22 protein-coding genes are annotated in these 22,944 nt (G+C 72.3%); 5 read left to right on the forward strand and 17 right to left on the reverse strand.

Features of this window, described 5'->3' with window-relative positions:
* Window positions 1-64 precede the first annotated feature (64 nt).
* Window positions 65-1,222: a DUF6777 domain-containing protein gene (locus tag ACSUPV_RS04290; protein WP_436946944.1), complete on the reverse strand. Its 1,158-nt coding sequence runs from the start codon at window positions 1,220-1,222 to the stop codon at window positions 65-67.
* Between the two features lie 150 nt (window positions 1,223-1,372).
* Between ACSUPV_RS04290 and ACSUPV_RS04295 the strand changes: the two genes are divergently transcribed.
* Complete coding sequence (locus ACSUPV_RS04295; protein WP_037764795.1) at window positions 1,373-2,794, forward strand: lipase maturation factor family protein; 1,422 nt, start codon at window positions 1,373-1,375, stop codon at window positions 2,792-2,794.
* On the opposite strand, the gene ACSUPV_RS04300 is transcribed toward ACSUPV_RS04295, so the two are convergent.
* The 8 genes from ACSUPV_RS04300 to ACSUPV_RS04335 are packed head-to-tail and all read right to left on the reverse strand — an operon-like array spanning window position 2,782 to window position 10,639.
* Entirely contained in the window at window positions 2,782-3,615 is an 834-nt protein-coding gene (locus ACSUPV_RS04300; RefSeq protein ID WP_037764798.1) for an amidohydrolase family protein, read from the reverse strand. The two genes, ACSUPV_RS04295 and ACSUPV_RS04300, sit on opposite strands and share 13 nt — an antisense overlap.
* Window positions 3,612-3,929, reverse strand: coding sequence for an L-rhamnose mutarotase (locus ACSUPV_RS04305; protein ID WP_031120121.1), 318 nt, complete (start codon window positions 3,927-3,929; stop codon window positions 3,612-3,614). The genes ACSUPV_RS04300 and ACSUPV_RS04305 overlap by 4 nt, the downstream gene beginning before the upstream one ends.
* Window positions 3,926-4,924 (reverse strand): aldo/keto reductase, encoded by a 999-nt coding sequence (locus ACSUPV_RS04310; protein ID WP_037764801.1) that lies wholly within the window; start codon window positions 4,922-4,924, stop codon window positions 3,926-3,928. The genes ACSUPV_RS04305 and ACSUPV_RS04310 overlap by 4 nt, the downstream gene beginning before the upstream one ends.
* A complete protein-coding gene (locus tag ACSUPV_RS04315) occupies window positions 4,921-5,676 on the reverse strand; it encodes an SDR family NAD(P)-dependent oxidoreductase (RefSeq protein WP_436946945.1) in 756 nt (251 codons plus the stop codon). The genes ACSUPV_RS04310 and ACSUPV_RS04315 overlap by 4 nt, the downstream gene beginning before the upstream one ends.
* Window positions 5,673-7,016, reverse strand: a complete 1,344-nt coding sequence (locus tag ACSUPV_RS04320; protein WP_037764807.1) for an L-fuconate dehydratase — start codon at window positions 7,014-7,016, stop codon at window positions 5,673-5,675. Before ACSUPV_RS04320 ends, ACSUPV_RS04315 begins: the two co-directional genes overlap by 4 nt.
* 35 nt (window positions 7,017-7,051) lie before the next feature.
* On the reverse strand, window positions 7,052-8,077 hold the full coding sequence (locus ACSUPV_RS04325; RefSeq protein WP_037764809.1) for an ABC transporter permease: 1,026 nt from the start codon (window positions 8,075-8,077) through the stop codon (window positions 7,052-7,054).
* Complete coding sequence (locus tag ACSUPV_RS04330; protein WP_031121020.1) at window positions 8,070-9,560, reverse strand: sugar ABC transporter ATP-binding protein; 1,491 nt, start codon at window positions 9,558-9,560, stop codon at window positions 8,070-8,072. Before ACSUPV_RS04330 ends, ACSUPV_RS04325 begins: the two co-directional genes overlap by 8 nt.
* A 5-nt stretch (window positions 9,561-9,565) precedes the next feature.
* Window positions 9,566-10,639: a sugar ABC transporter substrate-binding protein gene (locus ACSUPV_RS04335; RefSeq protein WP_037764813.1), complete on the reverse strand. Its 1,074-nt coding sequence runs from the start codon at window positions 10,637-10,639 to the stop codon at window positions 9,566-9,568.
* A gap of 167 nt (window positions 10,640-10,806) precedes the next feature.
* Here ACSUPV_RS04335 and ACSUPV_RS04340 point away from each other — a divergent pair, with 167 nt between their 5' ends.
* Window positions 10,807-11,511, forward strand: a complete 705-nt coding sequence (locus ACSUPV_RS04340; RefSeq protein ID WP_031121023.1) for a FadR/GntR family transcriptional regulator — start codon at window positions 10,807-10,809, stop codon at window positions 11,509-11,511.
* A 67-nt stretch (window positions 11,512-11,578) separates the two neighbouring features.
* Here the strand turns inward: ACSUPV_RS04340 and ACSUPV_RS04345 are convergent, their stop codons facing one another.
* Window positions 11,579-12,052, reverse strand: coding sequence for a carboxymuconolactone decarboxylase family protein (locus tag ACSUPV_RS04345; protein ID WP_382616705.1), 474 nt, complete (start codon window positions 12,050-12,052; stop codon window positions 11,579-11,581).
* A gap of 123 nt (window positions 12,053-12,175) precedes the next feature.
* Between ACSUPV_RS04345 and ACSUPV_RS04350 the strand changes: the two genes are divergently transcribed.
* Window positions 12,176-13,219, forward strand: a complete 1,044-nt coding sequence (locus ACSUPV_RS04350; RefSeq protein WP_436946946.1) for an alpha/beta hydrolase family protein — start codon at window positions 12,176-12,178, stop codon at window positions 13,217-13,219.
* 4 nt (window positions 13,220-13,223) lie between these two features.
* Here the strand turns inward: ACSUPV_RS04350 and ACSUPV_RS04355 are convergent, their stop codons facing one another.
* A complete protein-coding gene (locus tag ACSUPV_RS04355; protein WP_436946947.1) occupies window positions 13,224-13,400 on the reverse strand; it encodes a hypothetical protein in 177 nt (58 codons plus the stop codon).
* Between the two features lie 98 nt (window positions 13,401-13,498).
* On the opposite strand from ACSUPV_RS04355, the gene ACSUPV_RS04360 reads away from it, so the two are divergent.
* Window positions 13,499-14,839 (forward strand): amidase, encoded by a 1,341-nt coding sequence (locus tag ACSUPV_RS04360; RefSeq protein WP_436946948.1) that lies wholly within the window; start codon window positions 13,499-13,501, stop codon window positions 14,837-14,839.
* Between the two features lie 206 nt (window positions 14,840-15,045).
* The gene (locus ACSUPV_RS04365) at window positions 15,046-15,465 is read left to right on the forward strand and encodes a VOC family protein (protein WP_037764815.1); all 420 of its coding nucleotides are present in this window, start codon (window positions 15,046-15,048) and stop codon (window positions 15,463-15,465) included.
* On the opposite strand, the gene ACSUPV_RS04370 is transcribed toward ACSUPV_RS04365, so the two are convergent.
* The 6 genes from ACSUPV_RS04370 to ACSUPV_RS04395 all read right to left on the reverse strand — a co-directional run bounded on the left by ACSUPV_RS04370 (window position 15,437) and on the right by ACSUPV_RS04395 (window position 22,858).
* Complete coding sequence (locus tag ACSUPV_RS04370; protein WP_031121028.1) at window positions 15,437-16,042, reverse strand: GNAT family N-acetyltransferase; 606 nt, start codon at window positions 16,040-16,042, stop codon at window positions 15,437-15,439. The two genes, ACSUPV_RS04365 and ACSUPV_RS04370, sit on opposite strands and share 29 nt — an antisense overlap.
* 16 nt (window positions 16,043-16,058) lie before the next feature.
* Entirely contained in the window at window positions 16,059-16,541 is a 483-nt protein-coding gene (locus ACSUPV_RS04375; protein ID WP_031121029.1) for a GNAT family N-acetyltransferase, read from the reverse strand.
* A gap of 54 nt (window positions 16,542-16,595) precedes the next feature.
* Window positions 16,596-16,769 (reverse strand): hypothetical protein, encoded by a 174-nt coding sequence (locus tag ACSUPV_RS04380; RefSeq protein ID WP_167526749.1) that lies wholly within the window; start codon window positions 16,767-16,769, stop codon window positions 16,596-16,598.
* 375 nt (window positions 16,770-17,144) lie between these two features.
* Window positions 17,145-18,647, reverse strand: coding sequence for an SDR family NAD(P)-dependent oxidoreductase (locus ACSUPV_RS04385; protein WP_037764818.1), 1,503 nt, complete (start codon window positions 18,645-18,647; stop codon window positions 17,145-17,147).
* Between the two features lie 104 nt (window positions 18,648-18,751).
* A complete protein-coding gene (locus ACSUPV_RS04390) occupies window positions 18,752-20,095 on the reverse strand; it encodes a wax ester/triacylglycerol synthase family O-acyltransferase (protein ID WP_359787754.1) in 1,344 nt (447 codons plus the stop codon).
* A 144-nt stretch (window positions 20,096-20,239) separates the two neighbouring features.
* Entirely contained in the window at window positions 20,240-22,858 is a 2,619-nt protein-coding gene (locus tag ACSUPV_RS04395) for a PA14 domain-containing protein (RefSeq protein ID WP_436946949.1), read from the reverse strand.
* Between the last annotated feature and the right edge of the window lie 86 nt (window positions 22,859-22,944).

Raw genomic sequence — 22,944 nt, forward strand, 5'->3', positions numbered from 1 at the left:
CAGGATTCGTCCGATTCTTCGACCGGATGTGCCGAGTGTACGAGCCACCCGTCCGGGGCGGCCCTCAGTTACTGAAGACGTCCGTGGGGCTGCCGAAGATGCTGTCGGTGGCCGGTTCTTCGGGAATCAGCCCGCCGCCGTCGGGCAGGTCGGGGCTGTCCGGGACGACTTCGGGGCCGACCTCGCCGGGTTCCTCGGGGTCCGGATCGCCGGGATCCTCGGGGTCCGGATCGCCGGGGTCCTCAGGCTCCGGGTCGCCGGGGCCCTCCGGGGCCGGTTCGTCCGGGGGCGGGTCGGTCTCGTCCGGCGGGAGCGGGGCGGAGTCGCCGGTCAGGCCCGTACCCCGGGACGCGTCCGGGTCACGCGGCAGGGCGTCCGGCCCGCCCGGGGCGACGGACGCGGGCGCCGACGCCACGGGGGTTCCCGTCGCCCACACCGGCGGCGGCAGGACCCGGTCGTGCCGCACGTCGTGCCCGGCGCGCCGTTCGATCCAAATGCGGGCGGCGACGTCGACGATCGTGAAGTCGGTGACCGCCCGCGGCGCCGGGGTCACGACGATCACCTCGCCGGGGCGGTAGCCGGGCCACGGAGTGCCTTGGGTGACCGGTGTGCCGCGCATCGCCGCCGGCGGGAGCAGCGGGTTGCCGCAGGCGCAGCGGACGCGCGGCACGCCCCGGTCGTCGACCAGGACCGCGGTGCCCGCCTGGAGGACGGACTGGTAGCCGTCGGCCCGTCCGGCGCGGTAGCCGTGGCCGGTGACGCGGGTGTCGGCGCGCAGCACGACCGGGGTCAGGGCGCGCACGTGGTCGCCGAGGGCCGCCGGGGAGACACCCGCGACCCGGGCGAAGGCGCGGGCCCTGGCCCGGTCGCGGGTGAGGTGGCCGATCTGCCGGCCGATGTCGCAGCTGCCGGTCCGTTCGATGCCGCCGTACAGGCCGGGTGTCGCGCCGGAGAGGGTGCGCAGTCCGCTCAGGGCGGCGGAGACCCGGGCGGAACCGTCCGCCGTCCGCGGCGTTCGCGGGGCGGGAGGCGGGGTAGCCGTCGTGGTGGCCGTGGAGTCGGTGAAGGGGTCCGGCCCCCGGTCCGCGGCCGGCAGGAGGACGAGCGCTCCGCCGGTGCCCGCGTCGTCGTCGCGGTCGCCGGCGCCGCCACCGCAGCCCGTGAGGAGGAGCGCCGCCGTGAGTGCGCAGGATGTGACGAAGGCCCCCGTCGGTGTCCGCACCTCGTCCTCCCGCCCACCTCGTCACCACTCGGGCATGTCAGGCAATGCGTCACTATTGTTTGCTTCGCTCACTCGGGTCACGCAACCGGAGCGGCGGCACACGGAGCGTGACCCCGGGGTCCGGCGTCGCAGGGGAAGGAGCGCACGGCCGTGGACTGGTTCACCGCGTCCGACTACTGGCTGACCCGGCTGGTCTTCCAGCGGGCGCTGGCCGCCGTGTACCTGGTGGCGTTCCTGACGGCGGCGCTCCAGTTCCGCGCGCTGATCGGGCGGCGCGGCATGCTGCCGGTGCCGCGGTTCGTCGAGCGGGTGCCGTTCAAGCGGGCGCCGAGCCTGTTCCAGCTGCACTACTCGGACGGCTTCTTCGCGCTCTGCGCCTGGGCGGGCTGCGCGGTGTCGGCGGCGCTGCTGGCCGGGCTGGACGCGCTGCTGCCGCTGTGGGGCGGCATGCTGCTGTGGCTGGTGCCGTGGGTGCTGTACCTGTCGATCGTCAACGTCGGCCAGACCTGGTACTCGTTCGGCTGGGAGTCGCTGCTGCTGGAGGTGGGCTTCCTCGCCGTGTTCCTCGGCAACGACGAGGTGGCGCCGCCGCTCGTGGTGCTGTTCCTGCTGCGGTGGATCCTGTTCCGGGTGGAGTTCGGCGCGGGGCTGATCAAGATGCGCGGGGACGAGTGCTGGCGGAAGCTGACGTGCCTGGACCACCATCACGAGACCCAGCCGATGCCGGGTCCGCTGAGCTGGTTCTTCCACCATCTGCCCGGGCCCGTGCACCGCGTCGAGGTGGCCGCGAACCACGTCACCCAGCTCGTGGTGCCGTTCCTGCTGTTCGCCCCGCAGCCGGTGGCGACGGCCGCCGCGTCGCTGATGATCGTCACCCAGCTGTGGCTGGTGCTGTCGGGCAACTTCTCCTGGCTGAACTGGATCACGATCGTGCTGGCGCTGTCGGCGGTGCGGTTCCCGGCCGATCCGCCGGACGTGCCGGACGCGCCGCTGTGGTACGTCGTCGTGGTGCTCGCGGTGGCCGCGCTGCTGGTGGGCCTCAGCTACCAGCCGGTGCGCAACATGCTCTCCCGGCGCCAGGTGATGAACCGCTCCTTCGACCCGCTGCATCTGGTCAACACCTACGGGGCGTTCGGCAGCGTGAGCCGGGTGCGGTACGAGGTGGTGGTCGAGGGGACGTCGGACGACGTGCCGCGGGAGGACTCGGACTGGCGGGAGTACGAGTTCAAGGGCAAGCCGGGCGATCCCCGGCGCTGGCCGCGCCAGTTCGCGCCCTACCACCTGCGGCTCGACTGGCTGATGTGGTTCGCGGCCCTCTCCCCCGCGTACGCCGGGTCCTGGTTCGGCGCGCTGGTGGAGCGGTTGCTGGAGAACGACCGGGACACGCTGAAACTGCTGCGGTGCTCGCCGTTCCCGCCGGACGAGCCGCCGCGGTACGTGCGCGCCCGCCTGTTCCGCTACCGCTACACGACCTGGCGGGAGCTGCGGGAGACGGGCGCGTGCTGGGAGCGGACGTATGTGCGGGAGTACCTGCCGCCGACGCGGCTGTCGGAGGTCGTTCAGAGGCCGTAGACGCGGGTGGCGGTGGTTTCGAGGATCTGTGCGTGGTCGTGCGGGTCGGTCAGCCGGCGTGTGGCGTCCAGCATGTCGCCGTACGTCGCCGCCAGGGTGGACACCGGCCAGTCCGAGCCGTACATCAGGCGGCCGGGTCCGAAGGCCTGAAGCGCCACGTCGGCGTACGGGCGCAGGTCCTCGACGGTCCAGGAGGCGTGGTCGGCCTCGGTGGCCAGGCCGGAGAGCTTGCCGACCGTGTTGGGCAGGGCGGCGAGGGCGCGCAGGCCGGACGCCCAGGGTTCGAGGGCGCCGGAGGCGACGGGCGGTTTGCCGAGGTGGTCGAGGACGAAGGTGAGGCCGGGCAGGGCGGCGGCGGCCCGGACGCAGGCGGGCAGTTGGTGCGGGAGCACCACCAGGTCGTAGACGAGCCCCGCGTCGGCGACGGCGGTCAGTCCCCGGCGTACGTCCGGGCGGAGCAGCCACTCGGGGTCCGGTTCGCCCTGGACCTGGTGGCGGATGCCCTTCAGGTACCGCCCGCCGGGGAGTTCCCGCAGCCGGGCGAGTTCGTCGGCGACGTCGGGGCGGGTGAGGTCGGTCCAGCCGACGACGCCCGCGACGAGGTCGTGTTCGTCGGCCAGGGCGAGGAACTCGGGGGTCTCCTCGGGCACGGTGATCGTCTGGACGAGGACCGTGCGGCCCACTCCGGCGGCTCTCGCCTCGGGTTCGAGGTCTTTGAGGGTGAAGTCGCGCCGGATCGGGGCGAGTTCGGGTCCGGTGATCCAGTCCTGGTCCCGGACGGACAGGTCCCACACGTGGTGGTGCGCGTCGGTCACGGTCATGCCGGCAGCTCCCAGACGACGGGCAGGCCGGCGTCCGCGCCCTCGTCGGAGTAGTCGTGCACGACGTCGAGCAGCTCGGCCATGCGGGCCTGCCAGGCGACGTTGACCGGCAGTTTCTCCAGCTCGGCGAGGAGACGGGCGTAGTCCTCGCACTCCAGGACGTGGAACAGGTCGGTGCCGCTGCGCCAGATCGTCCAGGAGGTGGCGCCGGCGGCGCGGATGGCGTCGGTGAGTTCCTCGGGGACCTCGCGGTGGGCGGCCTCGTAGGCGGCTACGCGGTCGGCGCGGACCTTGGTGTGCAGGGCGACTCTCATGAGAGCTCCTTCGAGGAGGCCTCGGCGGGGACGGGGGCGTCGGCGGGCAGCAGGCCCTTGGCGCGCAGGTCCTGCCAGAAGGCGTCCGGCACCCGGGCGGCGAACTGGTGGGCGCAGTCGCGGACCTCGTGCGCGGAGCGGGCTCCGACGAGGACGCTGGCGACGGCCGGGTGGGCGGCGCAGAAGGCCAGGGCGGCGGCGCGCAGCGTGGTGCCGTGGCGATCGGCGACGGACTTCAGCCGCAGGGCCCGCTGGACCAGCTCGGAGGGGGCGATGCTGTAGTTGTAGCGGGCGCCCGGCTCGGGGTTGGCCAGCAGGCCGGAGTTGAAGGCGCCGCCGATGACGACGGACGTGCCGCGTTCGTGGGCCGCGGGCAGCAGGTCGGTGAGGGCGCTCTGGTCGAGCAGGGTGTAGCGGCCGGCGCACAGCACCACGTCGACGTCGGTGTCGCGGACGAAGCGGGTGAGCATCTCCGACTGGTTCATGCCGGCGCCGATCGCGCCGACCACGCCCTCCGAGCGGAGCTTCTCCAGGGCCGGGTAGCCCTCGCGGAAGGCGGCTTCGGCGTGCTCGTCCGGGTCGTGGAGGTACACGATGTCCACCCGGTCCAGGCCGAGGCGTTCCAGGCTGGACTCCAGGGTGCGGCGGATGCCGTCGGCGCTGAAGTCCCACACGCGCCGGTGGGTGGCGGGCACCGCGAAGCCGTGGGCGAGGTCGTCGCCGGTGCCGTGGGAGGGTTCGAGGCGGCGGCCCACCTTGGTGGAGACTGTGTACCGGTCGCGGGGGTGGTCGCGCAGGGCGGCGCCGAGGCGGCGTTCGGAGAGGCCGAGGCCGTAGTGCGGGGCGGTGTCGAAGTAGCGGATGCCGCGCTGCCAGGCGGCTTCCACGGCCTCGTGGGCCTGCTCCTCTCCGACCTCGGTGTACAGGTTGGCGATGGCTGCGGCGCCGAAGGACAGGGCGCTGACCCGGACGCCGCTGCCGCCGAGCGGGTTCACCGGGCCACCGGGCGCAGCCGCAGGCCCTGCATGCCGCCGTCGACGGCGAGCGCGGTGCCCGTGGTGGCTCCGGACAGGGGGCTCGCCAGGTACGCGATGGCGCCCGCCACCTCGGCCGGGGAGACCAGGCGGCCGGTGGGCTGGCGGGCCTCCAGGGCGGCGCGTTCGGCGGCCGGGTCGGGCGCGGCGTCGAGGAGACGTCCGACCCACGGGGTGTCGACCGTGCCCGGGTTGACGCAGTTGACGCGGATGCCCTCGCGGACGTGGTCGGCGGCCATGGCAAGGGTCAGGGAGTACACGGCCCCCTTGGTGGCGCTGTACAGGGCGCGCTGCGGCAGGCCCGCGGTGGCGGCGATGGAGCAGGTGTTGACGATCGCCGCGTGGGCGGAGGCGCGCAGGTGGGGCAGGCAGGCGCGGGTGGTACGGACCATGCCGACGACGTTGACGTCGTAGACGCGGTGCCACTCGTCGTCGGGGTTGTCCTCGACGGTGCCCTGGGCGCCGATGCCCGCGTTGTTGACCAGGATGTCGAGGCCGCGGAGTTCCGCGACCGCCGCCGCGACGGCCGCCCGCACGGACGTGTCGTCGGTGACGTCCGCGCGGTGGCCGAGGAGTGGCTTGCCGACCGGGGACGGGTCCAGGTCGAGGACGGCGACCTGGGCGCCGCGCTCGGCCAAGAGGTCCGCGGTGGCCCGGCCGATGCCGGAGGCACCGCCCGTCACCAGGGCCCTGAGACCCTCGAAGTCGCTCATGCAGCGTGCCCCTTCTTCGTCGCGTCGAGGTCGGCGGCCCAGAAGCCGCCGCCCGGGTACGTGTAGCGCGCCAGCGACTCGGGCCGCATGGCGGCCGAGAAGCCCGGCGCGGTGGGTGCCGTGTAATGACCTTCGCGGATCACCACCGGATCGAGGAAGTGGTCGTGCAGATGGTCGACGTATTCGATGACGCGGTCCTCGGTGGTGCCGGTCAGGGCCACGTAGTCGAACATCGACAGGTGCTGGACGAGTTCGCACAGGCCGACGCCGCCCGCGTGCGGGCAGACCGGTACACCGAACTTGGCCGCGAGCAGCAGGATCGCGAGGTTCTCGGGGACGCCTCCGACGCGGGCCGCGTCGATCTGGACGACGTCGAGCGCGCCGGCCTGGAGGAGCTGCTTGAAGACGATCCGGTTGTGGACGTGCTCGCCGGTGGCGACCTTCACGGGGGCGACGGCCCGGCGGATCGCCGCGTGGCCGAGGATGTCGTCGGGGCTGGTGGGTTCCTCGATCCAGTACGGGTCGAACTCGGCGAGGGCCTTGGTCCAGCGGATCGCCTCGTCCACGTCCCAGCGCTGGTTGGCGTCGACGGCCATGCGGATGTCGGGGCCGATGACCGACCGGGCCACGCGGCAGCGGCGGATGTCGTCGTCGAGGTCGGCGCCCACCTTGAGCTTGATCTGCGTGAAGCCGTCGGCGACGGCCCGGGCGGCGAGCCGGGTGAGTTTCTCGTCGTCGTAGCCGAGCCAGCCGGGCGAGGTGGTGTAGGCGGGGTAACCGCGTTCCAGGAGCCGGGCCGTGCGCTCCTCGGCGCCCTGCCGGCCCTGGCGCAGGAGGGTCAGGGCCTCCTCGGGGGTGAGGGCGTCGGTGAGGTAGCGGAAGTCGATCTGGCGGACGAGCCACTCGGGTTCGGCCTCGGCGAGCAGCCGCCACAGCGGCAGGCCGGCACGCTTGGCGGTCAGGTCCCACACGGCGTTGACGACGGCGCCGATCGCCATGTGCATCACGCCCTTCTCGGGACCGAGCCAGCGCAACTGGCTGTCGCCGATCAGGTCGCGGTTCAGGGTGGCGGGGTCGGCGCACAGGTCGGCCACGTCACGGCCGACCAGGTGTCCGCGCAGCGCGTCGATCGCGGCGACCTGCACCTCGTTGCCCCGCCCGATGGTGAAGGCGAACCCGTGCCCCTCGTGGCCGTCGGCCGCGTCCGTGCGCAGGACGACGTAGGCCGCCGAGTAGTCGGGGTCGGGGTTCATCGCGTCGGAGCCGTCGAGCTCGCGCGAGGTGGGGAAGCGGATGTCATGGGTGTCGACCGCGATGATGCGGGCGGGCGTCCGGGACACGGGGGGCCTTTCGTCGGTCGGAGCGAGGGGCGGGGTCAGTCCTGGGCGCGGCCGGTCGTCACCCGGGCGATCATGAGGGCGACCAGGATGATCCCGCCGTAGATGGCCTGGATCCAGAACGACGGCACCTGCGCGAGGGTGAGCAGGTTCTGCACGACCCCCAGAAGGAGTACGCCGGTCAGGGCGCCGAACATGGTGCCCTTGCCGCCGTCGAGGGCGATGCCGCCGATCACCGCGGCCGCGAACACCGTGAAGATCATGTTCTGGCCCTGGTTGGCGCTGATCGCGCCGACGTACCCGGTCTGCATGATGCCGCCGACCGCGGCGAGGACGCCCGCGACGACGAACACGCCGAGCATGACGCGCTCCACGCGGATGCCCGCCGCCCGGGCCGCGTCGGCGTTGCCGCCGATGGCGTACAGGGCGCGCCCCACCCGGTGGTACTTCAGGACCAGCCCGGCGACGGCGAAGGCGAGCGCGGCCAGCCACACCGACAGCGGCACGGTGAGGAAGGTGGTGGTCGCCAGGGAGTAGAAGCTGTCGGGCATGCCGAACAGCGTCTTGCCCTTGGTCGCGCCGACCAGCAGGCCGCGCAGCACGATCAGCATCGCGAGCGTCACAATGAACGCGTTGAGCTTGAACTTCACGACGAGGACGCCGTTGAAGGCGCCGACGGCCGCGCCGGCGACCAGGACGGCCAGGAGGGCCAGGGCGGCGGGGAGTTCGGTGCCCCAGCCGGACTGGGCGGCGGGCAGCACGAGCAGCGCGCCGACGGCGGGAGCGATGCCGACGACCGATTCCAGGGACAGGTCGAACTTGCCGGTGATCAGCACGAGCGACTCGGCGAGCACGACCATCGCGAGGGCGGCGGAGGCCCCGAGGATCGAGATCAGGTTGCGCTCGGTGAGGAACGAGTCGTTGACGATCGCGCCGAGCACCATGAGCAGCAACAGGGCCGGTACGAGGGCGAGTTCGCGGGCCCGGCGCACCAGCACGGTCCTCGCCGACCCTGGGTCGGTCACGCGCACCGGCTTCACCGGTGGGGCCTTGGTGTCAGCCATGGTCCACTCCTTCGATGGAGGCGATGAGCTCGTGGTCGCGCCAGCCCGCGCGGTGCTCGGCGACGACCCGGCCGTGGAAGAGGACGAGGACCCGGTCGCAGCGCCTCAGGTCGTCGAGTTCGTCGGAGACGACGAGCACGGCGGTGCCGTCCTCGCGGGCGCTGTCGACGCGGGCGAGCAGGGACTCCTTGGACTTCACGTCGACGCCCGCGGTCGGGTTGACGAGGACCAGCAGCCGCGGGTCGGAGGCGAGGGCGCGGGCCATGACGACCTTCTGCGCGTTGCCGCCGGACAGGTCCGAGACGGGCTGCTCGGGGCCCTCGGCGTGGATGTCGAGCCGTTCGATCAGGGCGGTGGCCACGTCGCGCTTGCGGTCGGCGCCGACGAAACCGAAACGGCCGAGGCGTTCCAGGACGCTGAGCGTGGCGTTGTCGCCGATGGACATGCCGAAGACCAGGCCCTGGTCGTGCCGGTCGCGGGGCACGAAGCCGACACCGGCCTCCAGGGCCCTGCGGACGTCGCCGAAGGGCAGCGGCGCGCCGTCGAGCAGGGCCGTCCCGCTCGTCGGGGTGTGCAGTCCGGTGAACGTCTCGGCCAGTTCGATCTTGCCGCTGGCGCTGGATCCGGCGAGTCCGACGACCTCGCCCCTGCGGACGGTGAGGTCGACGTTCTCGTACGCCGTCGAGCCGAGCCCCCGGACGTCGAGGAGGACGGGGCCCGCCGCCTCGACGGCCCGTCGCCGCTCGGCCTGTTCGGCGACGGTCTCCCCCGCCATGGCCTCCACCAGGGCATGGCGCGGGAGGTCGGCGACCGGGGCGGTGGTGATCCAGCGGGCGTCGCGCAGGACCGTGACGGTCTGGCAGACCTCGTACACCTCCTGGAGGTGGTGGGAGATGAACAGGAAGGTGACGCCCGAGTCCTGCAACGCCCGCATGCGGGTGAACAGGCGCTCGATCTCCCGGTTGTCGAGCTGGGCGGTGGGTTCGTCCAGGATGATGAAGCGGGCGCCGAAGCTCAGGGCCCGGGCGATCTCCACCATCTGCCGGTCCTCGACCTTGAGGTCGGCGGTGCGGGCCTCGGGGTCGACGCGCACGTCCCAGGTGTCGAGGAGCGCGGCGGCCTCCGCCTTCAGCCGGCGCCAGCTGATGAACCCCCGCCGCAGGGGCTGCCGGTTGATGAACAGGTTCTCGGCGACGGTCAGTTCGGGGACGACCGTGGGGTGCTGGTAGACGCAGGCGACCTTGCGGCGCCAGGCGTCGCGGTCGGTGAGCGGGGGTGCGGGGTCGCCGTCGAAGCGGACGGTGCCCTCGTCGGGTGCCTGGAGTCCGGTGAGGATCCTGACCAGGGTCGACTTGCCGGCGCCGTTGCGGCCGACGAGGGCGTGGGACTCGCCCGGCAGGACGGTGAGCCGCCCGTCGGCGAGCGCGGTGGTGGGGCCGTACCGCTTGACGATGCCCCGCGCTTCAACCAGTGCGGTACTCATGCGACTCATTCGACCGTGTTGCCCCAGAGCTTGGGGTCGTCGACGTTGTCCTTGGTCACCAGCGGCGCGGGCAGCTGGTCCTCCAGGATGCCGCTGGGCAGCTTGACGATCGTGGAGTCGTGATCGGTCGGGCCGGGCTTGAACGTCTTCCCCTGCATCGCGGCCTTGATGTAGTACATGCCGTACTTGGCGTAGGCGTCGGCGGGCTGGGAGACGGTCGCGTCGATCTCGCCCTTGCGGATGGCGTCGAACTCCTGCGGGATGCCGTCGTTGGAGACGATCGTGATGTGGCCCGGCTGCCCGGCCTTCTTCAGCATGCCCTTGGACTTGAGGGTCTGGAGGGTGGGCGCCAGGTAGACGCCGCCCGCTTGCATGTAGATGCCCTTGATGTCCGGATTGGCGTTGAGGAGGGTGTCGAGTTTGGAGGCCGCGGTGTCGGACTCCCACTTGGCCGGGATCTCCAGGACCTTCAGCTTGGGGAAGTTCTTCTTCACGCAGGCGCGGAACGCCTCGGAGCGGTCGCGGCCGTTGACCGAGGCGAGGTCGCCCATGATCTGCACGACCTTGCCCGAGGTGATGTGCTCGCCGAGGTACTGGCAGGCCTTCTCGCCGTAGGCCACGTTGTTCGCCCGGACCACCATGGCGACCTTGCCCTTGTCGGGCGCCACGTCCACGGCGACCACCGGCACGCCCTTGCGCTCGGCCTGGTCGAGGCCCGCCTCGATGGCGGCGCTGTCCAGCGGGGCGACGACCAGGCCCTTGACGCCCTGGTTGAGCTGGTTGTTGATGTCGGTGATCTGCTGCGAGGGGTCGCTGTTGGAGTTGACGGTCTTCATCGCGTCGACGCCCTCGGACTTCGCCATCTTGGGCACGTAGTCGTTGTACGACTGCCAGAACGGCGAGGTGAGCAGGGGCAGCACGACCCCCACCTTGCCCGTGCCGTCACCACCGCCGGCTCCCGAGGCGCCGGTGTCCTTGGTGCTGCCGCACCCGGCGAGCACGAGACTGGCTCCGGCGGCGAGGGCCACCGCGCCGACGATCCGGGATTGCTTCCGCTTCCGCACTGTGCTTCCGGGCATCTCTGGGTGCTCCCATCGACCGGTGTTCCAGCAGATGCCCGCATACTTATCAGACCACTCCCCCGCCAGAACACCCTGCGACGCCACATTTCCTCGCCTGGGACGCATAGTGGTCCGACCACCCTGCTGGTTAGACTGCGCCGGAGCGCTGTGATCGGAGGACGGGCGTGGACGACGAGACAGCCCCGCAGAAGGGCACCGTGACGCAGCGCGCCATCGAGCGGATCAAGGCGATGATCGGCGAGGGCCGGCTGGAGCCGGGCCAGCGGCTGCCGACCGAGCGGGACCTGGCCGCGCAGCTGGGCATCTCCCGCAGCTCGATGCGGGAGGCGATCCGCGCGCTGACGGTGCTGGGCGTGCTGGAGGCCCGGCACGGGTCGGGCATCTACGTCACGCAGTTGGAGGCCGGCGACCTGCTGGAGACCTTCGGTGTCGTGGCGGACCTGTCGCGCGGCCCGCGCCTGGTGGAGCTGCTGGAGATCCGGCGGATCCTGGAGTCGACGGCGACGGCGCTGGCCGCCGCGCGGATCACCCCGGACCAGCTGGCCGAGGTGGAGAAGCACCTGGCGGCGATGAACGCCACGGACGATCCGGAGGAGATCCTCGCCCACGACCTGGCCTTCCACCGTGTGATCGCGGCGGCGGCGGGCAACGAGACGATGGCCGCGATCCTGGAGGGCCTGTCGTCGCGGACCTTCCGCGCCCGAGTCTGGCGCGGCTACCAGGAGGAGGGCGCCTTCACCCGCACCCGCCGCGAACACGCGGCGATCCACCGCGCCCTGGCCGCCCACGACCCGGAGGCGGCCCGCGCGGCGGCGGCCGCACACGTGGGTGAGGTGGAGGAGTGGCTGCGGGCGCAGCTCGGGCCCTAGGCACACGCCGAGGGCCCGCTGTGGGCCCCGGGACACGCCCAGGGCCCGCTGGCCCGTTGTGCGGCCGCTACTTGAACTGGCCGGGCCGGTAGTCGCCCGCCGGCTGCTGGAGGATGACGTTCAGCCGGTTCGCGGTGTTCATGAAGGCGATGAGGGTCACCAGCGCGACGAGCTGCTCCTCGTCGTAGTGCTTGACGGCCCGCTCCCACACCTCGTCCGGGACCCCGCCGGCCCCGTCCGCGATCCGGGTGCCCTGTTCGGCGAGTTCCAGGGCGGCGCGCTCGGCCTCGGTGAAGACCGTGGCCTCACGCCACCCCGCGACCAGGTGGAGGCGTACGGAGGACTCGCCCGCCGCCGCGGCCTCCTTGGTGTGCATGTCGATGCAGACCGCGCACCCGTTGATCTGACTCACGCGCAGCGACACCAGCTCCCGGGTGGCGGCCGGCAGCGCCGACTCCACGACCAGCCGTCCCACGGAGGTGAACTGCTTGACGAGCTTGCTCCCGCTCGGGGTGGCGAAGACGTCCAGACGCGCGCTCATGGTGAGCTCCTTCGTCGTTGTCGTTGCTTACGCCCTTATGAGCCGGCGGCCTCACCCGGATGTGACATGCACGGATGTGACCTGCGTCTCTCCCTCCGTTCGAACGGGGTCACAATGGACCGTATGCGGCGACGGGGTACCGCCTGTGCCGCCGCCGGACTGCTGCTGGCCGTCGCGCTCGGCTGCACCGGCGGCGGGGGCGAGGACACGCCCGAGCCGTCCCCGGTACCGTCCCGGGCCACGAGCGAGACCCCCCGCGGCACGCCCTCCCCCACCTCCACCTCCACCTCCGCACTTGCCGATCCCGTCTCCCTCCCGGCCCTGATGCGCCGCGAGCACACCGGCTCCGGCCTGCGCCTCGGCTCCGTGCTCGACCGCACCTCCGCCTACACCCGGTACGCCATCACGTACGAGGCGAACGGCCTGACCGTCTCGGGCATCATGAACATCCCCGAGGGCGAGGGCCCCTTCCCGGCGCTGGTGCTGGCGCACGGGTACATCGACCCGGACGTCTACGTCAGCGGCCAGGGCATGCCCCGCGAGCAGGACCGCCTGGCCCGCGGCGGCTACGTCGTCCTGCACACCGACTACCGCAACCACGCCCGCTCCGACGAAGACCCGGACAACGACGTCGACCTGCGCCTCGGCTACACGGAGGACGTCATCGGCGCCGCCCTGGCCCTGCGCGACTCCGGGCGACCGGAGATCGACGGCGACCGCATCGGCCTGTTCGGCCGGTCCATGGGCGGCGGGGTCGTGTACAACACGCTGGTCGTGGCGCCCGGGCTGTTCGATGCGGCGGTCGCGTACGCGCCGGTGAGCGGACGGCCGCAGGAGAACATCGACCACTTCCAGCGGCCCGACGGCGACCCCGTCGTGGCCGAGATCGAGGAGAAGCACGGCACGCCCGAGGAGGACCCGGCCTTCTGGCGCGATGTCTCGCCCCTCACCTTCGCCGACCGGGCGACGGAGCCCCTGCTGATTCAGCACGGCACCGCGGACGACACGTGCCCCCTCGCCTGGTCCCGCGAGGCCGCCGCCGCGTTCGAGAAGGCGGGCAAGGACGTCGAACTGCGCGCCGTTCCCGGGGAGGGCCACACGTTCGGTTCCCGCTGGGCGTCCGAGATGGACGCCACCGAGGCCTTCTTCGCCCGGCACCTGCGCTAGCGACTCACACCCTCGACCGGTACAGCACGAACTCCGCGATCCGCACGGCCCCTCGCGCCCCGGTCACCCGTACCCGCCACCGGCAGGCCCGCACGGCCTCCGGCAGCAGCAGGGACCGCGCACCGGAGTTGAAGCGGGTGATCGGCGGTCCAGGGGGCGCCGGGGGCGTGACGAGGCGCATAAAACAGCTCACTACCTCGACGTGCGCCCCCGGCCGGTGCACAGTTCTCCCTACGTACTCGCCAGTAAGCCCGTTTCCCTCCCCTCCGAGGAGCCGCTGTGACCACCTGGGCCGGCCGCACCGCCGCCGAGATATCCGCCGCCGTCCGCGAGAAGCGGGTCACACCCCGGGAGGTGGTCGCCGAGCACCTCGCCCTGATCGAGCGGCTCGACGGCCGCGTGGGGGCGTTCCGTACCGTGCGCGCCGAGGCGGCGTCGGCCGAGGCCGACGAGGTGGCCGCCCGCGGCGACCTCGGCGAACTGCCGCTGGCCGGGGTGCCCGTGGCCGTCAAGGACAATCTCGCGGTGCGCGGCGAGTCCCGGCGCAACGGCTCGGCGGCGACGCCGGACACGCCGGCCGCCCAGGACCATGTGACGGTGGCCCGGCTGCGCGCCGCGGGCGCGGTGGTGGTGGGTCTGACGCACGTGCCCGAACTGTGCGTCTTCGGCACGACGGACGGCGTGCTGGGCACCTCCCGCAACCCCTGGGACCCGGCGCGCTCGGCGGGCGGTTCGTCGGGCGGCAGCGCGGCGGCCGTCGCCGCCGGGATGGTGCCGATCGCCCTGGGCAACGACGGCATGGGCTCCCTGCGCATACCGGCCGCCAACTGCGGCCTGGTCGCCATCAAGCCGGGGAGCGGAGTGGTCCCGGCGGGCGAGGGCAGCACCTGGTTCGGCATGACGGAGCACGGCCCGCTCGCCACGACCGTCGAGGACACCCGCCTGATGCTCGCGGTCCTCGCCGGCACCGCGCCCGTCCCCCGGTCCGAGCCGGGCACGCTCCGCATCGCCGTGTCGTTGCGGAGTCCGCTGGCCGGCGTCACCATCAGCCGCCCGTACGCGGCGGCCGCCCGTGAGGCGGCCGGGGTGCTGATGCGGGCGGGCCACCAGGTCCGCCGCGCCGACCCGCCCTACCCCCTGTCCCTCGCCACGACCTCGCTGACCCACTGGACGGCGGGCACGGCCGCGGACGCCCAGGACCTCGACCCCCGCCTGCTGACGCGGCGCACCCGCGTCCACGCCCGCGTCGGCCGCCCGTTCATGGCCGCGGCCCGCTCCGGGAGCGCCCGGGAACAGCTGCGGCGACGGCTGGAGCCGTTCTTCACGGAGTACGACGTGCTGCTCACCCCCGCGCTCGCCCGCCGCTCCCCCAAGGCCGGGCCCTGGCACGAGCGGGGCTGGCTGAGCAACGTACTGGCCAACACGAACTACTCGCCGCTGACGCCCGCGTGGAACCTGACCGGCTGGCCCGCCATGGCCGTCCCCTGCGGAACCCTCCCCTCCGGCGCCCCCTGCTCCGTGCAGCTGGTGGGGCGCCCCGGCTCGGAGTCCCAACTGCTGGAGGTGGCGGCCCAGTTGGAGGAGAGAAACCCGTGGCGGCGTACGGCGCCGGTGCACTAGAGTCGTCCGGGTGACTGCCGGGTCGGCCGTGGGCCAAGCACGAGTGAGGCGCCCGGCCTCGGCGTGAGCGCGGCGGGGGCGACCCCGCCCGGCCCCGCCCGAGTGCCGCAGCGGGCACGCGCCCCGCCTCCCGTCTCCGTTCCCCCTCTTTTCCGCGCCTTCTCGCGGCGCTTCTCACCTACCAGGAACCGGAGACGAACCCACCCATGTCCCCCGCACAGCACACCCCTGACCTGCCGGCCACCGTCGCCCGCCTCGACCACACCGCCGTGTACGCCTCGGACCGCCGGCTCTCGGCGGAGTTCCTGGCGGCGGTGCTGGGCCTGGAGGTGGGCGCCCCCTTCGGGCCGTTCCTGCCCGTCGACCTGGGCAACGGCGTGACCCTCGACTACTACGAGAAGAGCGACGAGCCGATCCAGTCGCAGCACTACGCGTTCCTCGTTCCCGAGGAGCAGTTCGACGCGATGATCGCCCGCCTGGAGAAGCTCGGAGTGACGTACTACGCCGACCCGAGCCACACCGAGCCGGGCCGGGTCAACGACCTCTTCGGCGGTCGCGGTGCCTACTTCGACGACCCGGACGGCCACAACATGGAGATCATGACCCGGCCGTACGTCCGGCCCTGACGGCCGCGGGCGGTACCGCCCGGGACATGACCCAGTGATGCTTGCCGAGGCGCCGGATCCGCTCGAAGCCTCGGCCCTCGAACAGCGTCACCGTGCCGGTGAACAGGAGCGACGCCGAGACCTTCCGGTCCTCGGTGTCCTCGGGGTAGCCCTCCACGGATCCGCCGCCGAGCCGCGCGATCTCCTGGAGGGCGCCTTCGAGGGCGGCGGCGGCAACTCCTCGCCCGCGGTGGGCGCGATCGACGAAGAAGCAGGTGACGCGCCAGTCCGGGAGGGTGTCGAGGTCCTTCTCGTAGGCGCGCCGGTGCTTGATGCGGGGCAGTTCGGCGGGCGTTCCGAACTGGCTCCATCCGACGCAGTCCTGACCGTCGTAGACGAGGGCGGCGTGCGCGCGGCCCTCGCGGACCCGGGTCTCCTTCTCGGAGCGGTTCTGCTCCGGGTCCTTGTCGCGGCTCAGGCCCTCCGGGTGGAAGGCCATGCACCAGCAGCCGCCCCACACTCCCTTGTGCCGCTCGACCAGACCGGCGAAGTCCGGCCAGGTGGCCACGTCGAGAGGTCTCACCCGAAGACCGGTCATGGGCTCCTCCGTCGGTCTACAGCGCCCGGTACATGATGTGCAGCCCCACCCGGCCGTGCCGGGGGTGGTCGAAGGCGTCCGGGACGGTACCGAGGATGGTGAAGCCGAGGGAGGTCCACAGCTTCACGGCCGGGTTGGTCTCGACGACGGCGTTGAACACCATGCCGCGGTAGCCGGCCGACCGGGCCTCGGTCAGGAGGTGTTCGGCGAGGGCGCGGCCGTGGCCCCGGCCGCCCTGGTCGGGGTCGACCATGAAACCGGCGTTGGCGATGCGGGCGGCGGGCCCGCCGTAGTTGGGGGTGAGGTAGGCGGAGGCGACGACGGTGCCGCTGTCGTCCTCGACGACGTAGACGCGTTTCGCCGGGTTCATCCACAGGACCCGGGCCTCCTCCTCGGAGGTACCCGGGTCCCAGGCGTAGGTCTCGCCCGCGGCGACGATGCGGTGCCAGAACGGCCAGATGCGCGGCCAGTCGTCCGCCGTTGCTTCCCTGATCAGCATGGGTGCGAGTGTGGCACGGCCGTACGGTCGGCGATCGCGGAGGGGCGCCCGCTGTCAGTCGACGCTGGGCAGGATGTGGGGCTCCGCGAGGTCGTCCTCGTAGCCCGCGAGGCGGATGGGGGCCGAACGGGCCCACACGTCGAGGCTGCCGAGCTCGTCGGCCCGCCGGCCGGCGCGCTCGCCGCGTTCCTTGGGGCGCTGATCGCGATTCGTCTTCTCCGGTGTCACCGCGCACTCCTTATGTGTCGGTCACCCTCGGGACGTCCGCGCCGGTCCTGCTGCGCCTGACGCCCGCTCGGGCTCTGATGTCAAATGCAGTTCGGACGCGGTGGCGCCGGTCGACTCACGGGAGAGCAGGCCGTGGTGAACCGGCTTGTCCCATGACGGACCGTGGGTGTGGGTAGGACCCCGTGTTGCTGTCCGTCCGCTCCAGATTAACCAAATGAGCGGGCCCCCGCTCGATGGGGCTGAAAACAGACGGTAACGATCGCGCGTCATCCCGCGTTCAGCACGGGTTTCCGTACCGTTTTGTCCACGCGGGGGCGTTGTGCGGATCGCCCGTTCGACGTAGCCGGGCGAGGGCGCTTTCGAGCCGATCCGCCCCTACCACTTCCCGGGCGCGTAGTCCTTCAGGAAGACCCCGTAGAGGTCCTCCCCCGCCTCGCCCCGCACGATCGGGTCGTACACCCGGGCCGCGCCGTCGACGAGGTCGAGCGGCGCGTGGAAACCGGCCTCGGCGAGCCGCAACTTGTCGTAGTGCGGCCGCTCGTCCGTGATCCACCCGGTGTCGACCGAGGTCATCAGGATGCCGTCGGTCTGGAACATCTCCTGGGCGCTGGTCCGCGTGACCATGTTCATCGCGGCCTTCGCGGCGTTGGTGTTCGGGTGCCCGGCGCCCTTGTACCCGCGGCCGAAGACGCCCTCCATCGCCGACACGTTGACGACGTACGCGCGTCCGCTCGCCGCCTTCTTCGCGGCCTCGGCCATCGCCGGCCGCAACTTGCTGATGAGGATGAACGGCGCCGTGTAGTTGCACAGCTGGGTCTCCAGCAGCTCCACCGGGGAGATCTGCTCGATGGTCTGCACCCAGGTGTTGGTGTCCACGACGTCGGGGACGAGACCGCCCGCGTCGATCGCCGTGCCGTCGAGGTGCCGTTCGACGCTGGCGTTGCCGGCGACCAGGGCGAGGTCGGCGACCTGCTGCGCGTCGAGGCCGCTGCTGCCCAGCGGCAGCGCGGCGAGGCCGTCGACCGCGCCGGAGTTGAACGCGCCGATGACATGGTGGGCGGGCAGCTCACCGGCGGGCAGCGGCGCGCTCTCGCCCTCGACCAGGGCGGCATAGGCGGACGGCAGGCGGCGCACGGTCTGGGTCGCGTTGTTGACGAGGATGTCGAGCGGCCCGGCCTCGGCGATCTGGTCGGCGAGGGCCACGGCCTGCGCCGGGTCGCGCAGGTCGATGCCGACGACCTCCAGGCGGTGGATCCAGTCCGCGGAGTCGTCCATGGCCTTGAAGCGGCGGATGGCGTCCTTGGGGAACCGCGTGGTGATCGTGGTGTGCGCCCCGTCGCGCAGCAGCCGCAGCGCGATGTACATGCCGATCTTGGCGCGGCCGCCGGTGAGCAGGGCCCGCTTGCCGGTGAGGTCGGCGCGGACGTCGCGCTTGGCGCGGTTCACGCGGGCGCAGGCGGGACAGAGCTGGTGGTAGAAGTAGTCGACTTCCACGTACCGGGTCTTGCAGGTGTAGCAGGAACGCGGGCGCTGGAGTATCCCCGCGATCCTGCCCTCCTCGGTGTTCGACGACGGCAGAAGACCCTCGGTCTCGTCGTCGATGCGCTGGGCGGAGCCGGTCGCCGTGGCCTCCGTGACCGCCTTGTCGTGGGCGGTCTTGGCGGCCCGGCGCTCCTGGCGGCGGCGCTGCTTGACCGTGCGGTAGATGCCCGCGGTGGCCCGGCGCACCGCGATGGCGTCCGGGTGGTCGATCTCCAGCTTGTCGAGTTCCTCGAGCACGCTGAGGCAGACGGCCAGGCGCTCCGGGTCGATGCCGGGTCCGTACGAGAGCCCGCTCGCCTCGTCCATGGCCTGCGGGCCGTCCTCTGTCACCGTCATCGCCGCTGCGTTCCCTGCTCTGCCGTCGCGGCGCGCCGGTCGCGGCCGCTTTCGAACGGCGGATTTTACTTCAGCGCCGGGCCGCACCGCCAAACTCGCGCCGATCAGGACCGGCAGGCCTTGATCAGCGTCGCCACCTCCTTGGAGACGGCCGTCGCGAACAGGTCCAGGTCGGAGACCGCCTCGCCGTCGGCGACGAGCCCGTAGTGGACGCCGCCCCGGTACGTCGAGACGGCGACCGCGAGGGAGTGGCCGGGGGCCAGCGGGGCGAGCGGGAAGACGGCGGTGAGGGGGTGGCCGCCGAGCTTCAGGCCGAGGCTGGGCAGGGGCACGCTGGTCACGAGGATGTCGAACCAGAGCCGGGCCGCCTGGCCGACCAGGGGTCCGCCGAGCCGGTGGGCGAGGGCGGGGACGTGATCGGCGAGCAGGGCTACGGCGCCCGCGCCCCGGTTGGGACCGGCGTCCTTGTTGCGGTCCATGGCGGTGCGGACCGAGGCCAGGCGGGCCAGCGGGTCGGGGTCGTCGACCGGAAGCCGTATCAGGTACCCGGAGAGCCGGTTGCCCTGCGGGTGGGCGGTGCGCGGGCGGCGCTTGGAGACCGGGATCAGGGCCCGGGGCGCGACGCCCTCGCTGCCGTCGCCGCGCTCGTCGAGCCAGCGGCGCAGGGCGCCGGCGACGACCGCGATGAGGACGTCGTTGACGGTGCCGCCGACGGTCTTGCGGATCCGGTGCACGTCGTCGAGGTCGAGCACCACTCCGGCGGTGCGGCGGGTGCCGCTCGGCTCGCAGGTGAGGGCCGGGGTGGAGCGCACGTCGAGGGAGGAGCGGGCGACGGCGGTGCCGATGTCCAGGGCGCGGCCGACGTCGGACAGGGCGCCGCGCATGAGCCCGGGCAGGTCGCGCACGTCCGGCAGCAGTCCGCGCGGGGGGTCCGCGGGACGGGGCCGGGGCGCGGGCATGTCCATCGGGTCCATGACGCCCGCGGCGAGCGTCAGCGCCCGCAGCCCGTCGGCCAGGGCGTGGTGGAACTTGAACAGCACCGCGAAGCAGACCCCGTCCTCCCCCGGCAGTACATGGGCCTCCCAGGGCGGTCGGCCGCGCTCCAGCGGACGCCCCATGAGCCGGCCGGCCTCCGCGTGGAAATCGGCGGTCGGCGCGTGCAGCCGCACGTGGTGCAGGGGGTCGAAGCCCGGGTCCGGCTCGCGGGCCGCGCCGCCGAAGGCGAGCGGGCGGCGCAGGGCGGAGGGCAGCGGCTGCCACACGTCGCGGATCCGCATCCGCAGTCCGGGCACGCCGGCGGCGCGGGCGGCGAGCAGGTCCGCCGCGTGGGCGCCCGCGGTGGGCGAGTGAGCGGAGAAGATCCCGAGCGCGCCGAGGTGCATCGGGTGGTCGGCGGACTCCATGTTCCAGAACGCCAGGTCGAGAGGAGCGAGCAGGTCAGCAGTCAAGGGCTTGCCTCGCGTCGACGACGGGTGGGCCAGCAGTCAATCGCCCCCAGCCGATTACGGTCAAGTACGATCAGGCTACGTACAGTTAACAGCGGATTAAGTCCCGCCCCGAGGAAAGGGGCGGGACTTATGGTGCATCTGCGGTCAGTCCAGCACAGGTTGCGGCGCCGGGCACCCCGTGGGAGTCACCCGGGAGGCGTCATGGATCAGCGCCTCGTGCGCGGCCCTGAGCCGGGCCGTGTCGGGTTTCAGCACCGCGCGGTCGTAGGTGAGGAAGCCGTTCAGCTCGCCCTCGACGTCCGCGATCTGGGTGTAGACGGCCCCGTTGCTCCCCTTGCAGACCAGCGCGCGGACCTCGTCCAGCTTCTCCAGGTAGTCCTCGGTGTAGGTGGCCGGGTCGACGTCGACGTACGACTGCTGCACCGACCAGGCGTGGCCGGGCACCGCGAGGCCCAGGCCGCCGTACTCGCCGCTGACCAGGGCGCGCTGCCCGTCGGGGCGGGGCGGCAGGGCCGGGCTCGGGTAGCCGTGCTCGTCCATGATGTCGCCGGTGCCGCCGTCGGCGCCGAGATTCAGCCCGGACTGGCCGTTGACCAGGCGGGTGGGGTCCCAGGCCTTGGCCTGCTCGGCGATCCGGCCCACGTCGTACTGGCCCCAGCCCTCGTTGAAGGTCACCCACATGACGACCGACGGGCTGCTGATGTGTTCGTCGATCATCTCCTTCAGCTCACGCTCGTAGCGGGCCCGGGAGGTGGCGCTCGGGTTCACCCCGGCCGTCATCGCGGGCATGTCCTGCCAGACCAGCAGTCCGAGCCGGTCGGCCCAGTAGAACCAGCGGTCCGGCTCGACCTTGATGTGCTTGCGCACCGAGTTGAAGCCGAGCCGCTTGTGCGCCTTCAGGTCGTAGGCCAGCGCCTCGTCGGTGGGGGCGGTGTGCAGGCCGTCGGGCCAGAAGCCCTGGTCGAGGGTGGCCATCAGGAAGACGGGCTCGCCGTTGAGGAGCGTGCGGGGGACGCCGTTGACCTTCTCGACGGCGACGGAGCGCATGCCGAAGTAGCTGCCGACCCGGTCGGCGCCGACCTTGACCTTCAGGCCGTAGAGGAACGGGTCGTCCGGCGACCACAGGTGCGGGTCGCGCACGGTCAGCGTGAGCGGGCCGCCGGTGCGGCCGCTCGCGGTGGCCACCTCGCGCCGGCCGTCGTACGCCGTCGCCGTGACCGGTACGCCGCCTGGGACGCCCCGGACCTCGACGGTGACCTTCTCGCCCGCCACGTCGGGGACGATCTTGAGGGAGTCGACGTGGTCGCGGGCCACAGGCTCCATCCAGACCGTCTGCCAGATGCCGGAGGACGGGGTGTACCAGATGCCGCTGGGGTCCAGGCGCTGCTTGCCCAGCGGCGGGTTCTCGCCGGAGGCCGCGTCGGTCGGGTCGTAGACGCCGACGATCAGCTCCTGGGTGCGGCCGGGTTTGAGCGCGTCGGTGACGTCGGCGCTGAACTTGTCGTAGCCGCCCTCGTGCGTGGCGACCTTCGTGCCGTTGACGTAGACCTCGGAGCGCCAGTCGACGGCGCCGAAGTTGAGCCTGAGCCGCTGACCCGAGCCGATCTTCCAGTCGCGCGGGACGGTGAAGGTGCGGCGGTACCACATGCGGTCCTCGTGCCGCTCGATGCCGGAGAGCTGGGACTCCACCGGGTACGGGACGAGGATGCGCTCCTTCAGCGTCCTGCCGACGGGAGGCTGCTGGCCCGGCTCGGCGGCCTCGAACTGCCAGCGGCCGTTGAGGTTGCGCCAGGCGTCCCGGGTCAGCTGCGGGCGCGGGTACTCCGGGAGGGCGTTGTCCGGTCCGACCTCGTCGGCCCAGCGGGTGCGCAGCTGGTGGGTGGAGTGGTTCGGGCCGGACGTCCAGAACTCCTTGACAACGTTGCCTTCGGCGTCGGTGAGGCCGCCTTCGCCGTCGTAGCGGACATCGGCCGTGCCGCGGGCCGTGCCCGTCTTGTTGCCGACGACCGGCTCGTCCAGGGCCACCAGCAGGGCCGTGGGGTCGGACGGGTCCGGGCGGGCCTCACCCAGGGGCCACGCGGCGCCGCCGATCACGGCGTCGAGATGGTCGGTGAAACCCGCCGGGGGTGCGGTGAGCTCCTGGGCGAAGTCGAGCTTGAGGGTGCGGCCGGTGGCCTGCACGGTGGCCGCTAGGGCGCCGTCGTAGTCGAAGCCCTCGGGGAGGCGGAAGGCCGACTGCGGGACGGGGGCCTTGGCTGCGCCGGGCTGGGTCCAGCGCAGGTGGAAGTTGGAGCCGCCGTAGTGCTCGAAGTACTCGACCTTGATGTCGTGGGCGCGGCCGGCGGTGAGGTCGACGGGCTCGGCGGTCTGCTCGCGGTCCCAGTCGTCGACCCAGTGGTCGATGGCGAGCCGGCCGTCGATCCAGAGGCGGAAGCCGTTGTCGGCGCTGACCGAGAAGGTGTGCGGCCCGCTCTTCTCCGGGACGATCCGGCCGGTCCAGCGGACGCTGACGTCGTCGGACTGTCCGGTGGTGAAGTTCAGGCGCGGCTCCAGGTTGTCGAAGTCGAGGTCCTGGTCGAAGGTCGTCGCCTTGAGGGTGTGGAAGTCGAAGGCGCCGGGGGCGGAGTGGGTGTAGTACTCGCCCTTGAGGCCGTGGATCTCGGCGGAGTCGTCCGCGAGCGCGGGGACTGCGCTCAGGCCCGTGAGGGCGAGGAGCGCGGCGAGCGGTAACGCGAGGCGGTTTCTGAGGCGTCGGGGACGCACGGAACCTCCATGCCAACGTTGTCATGTACAAGACGTCGGCATGACAGCACGGATCCCGCGCTTCGTCCAGAGGCAGGACAAAGTCC

The sequence above is a fragment of the Streptomyces sp. SudanB52_2052 genome, assembly GCF_964272415.1.
GTDB lineage: Bacteria > Actinomycetota > Actinomycetes > Streptomycetales > Streptomycetaceae > Streptomyces > Streptomyces olindensis.

Excerpts from the sequence above, each read along its gene's own strand:
- ACSUPV_RS04305 (WP_031120121.1), bottom strand. The coding sequence starts at position 3,929 with ATGAGAGTCGCCCTGCACACCAAGGTCCGCGCCGACCGCGTAGCCGCC.
- ACSUPV_RS04385 (WP_037764818.1), bottom strand. The coding sequence starts at position 18,647 with ATGACGGTGACAGAGGACGGCCCGCAGGCCATGGACGAGGCGAGCGGG.
- ACSUPV_RS04355 (WP_436946947.1), bottom strand. The coding sequence starts at position 13,400 with ATGCGCCTCGTCACGCCCCCGGCGCCCCCTGGACCGCCGATCACCCGC.
- ACSUPV_RS04350 (WP_436946946.1), top strand. The coding sequence starts at position 12,176 with ATGCGGCGACGGGGTACCGCCTGTGCCGCCGCCGGACTGCTGCTGGCC.
- ACSUPV_RS04375 (WP_031121029.1), bottom strand. The coding sequence starts at position 16,541 with ATGCTGATCAGGGAAGCAACGGCGGACGACTGGCCGCGCATCTGGCCG.
- ACSUPV_RS04345 (WP_382616705.1), bottom strand. The coding sequence starts at position 12,052 with ATGAGCGCGCGTCTGGACGTCTTCGCCACCCCGAGCGGGAGCAAGCTC.
- ACSUPV_RS04315 (WP_436946945.1), bottom strand. The coding sequence starts at position 5,676 with ATGAGCGACTTCGAGGGTCTCAGGGCCCTGGTGACGGGCGGTGCCTCC.
- ACSUPV_RS04335 (WP_037764813.1), bottom strand. The coding sequence starts at position 10,639 with ATGCCCGGAAGCACAGTGCGGAAGCGGAAGCAATCCCGGATCGTCGGC.
- ACSUPV_RS04330 (WP_031121020.1), bottom strand. The coding sequence starts at position 9,560 with ATGAGTACCGCACTGGTTGAAGCGCGGGGCATCGTCAAGCGGTACGGC.
- ACSUPV_RS04325 (WP_037764809.1), bottom strand. The coding sequence starts at position 8,077 with ATGGCTGACACCAAGGCCCCACCGGTGAAGCCGGTGCGCGTGACCGAC.
- ACSUPV_RS04370 (WP_031121028.1), bottom strand. The coding sequence starts at position 16,042 with ATGACCGGTCTTCGGGTGAGACCTCTCGACGTGGCCACCTGGCCGGAC.
- ACSUPV_RS04365 (WP_037764815.1), top strand. The coding sequence starts at position 15,046 with ATGTCCCCCGCACAGCACACCCCTGACCTGCCGGCCACCGTCGCCCGC.
- ACSUPV_RS04300 (WP_037764798.1), bottom strand. The coding sequence starts at position 3,615 with ATGACCGTGACCGACGCGCACCACCACGTGTGGGACCTGTCCGTCCGG.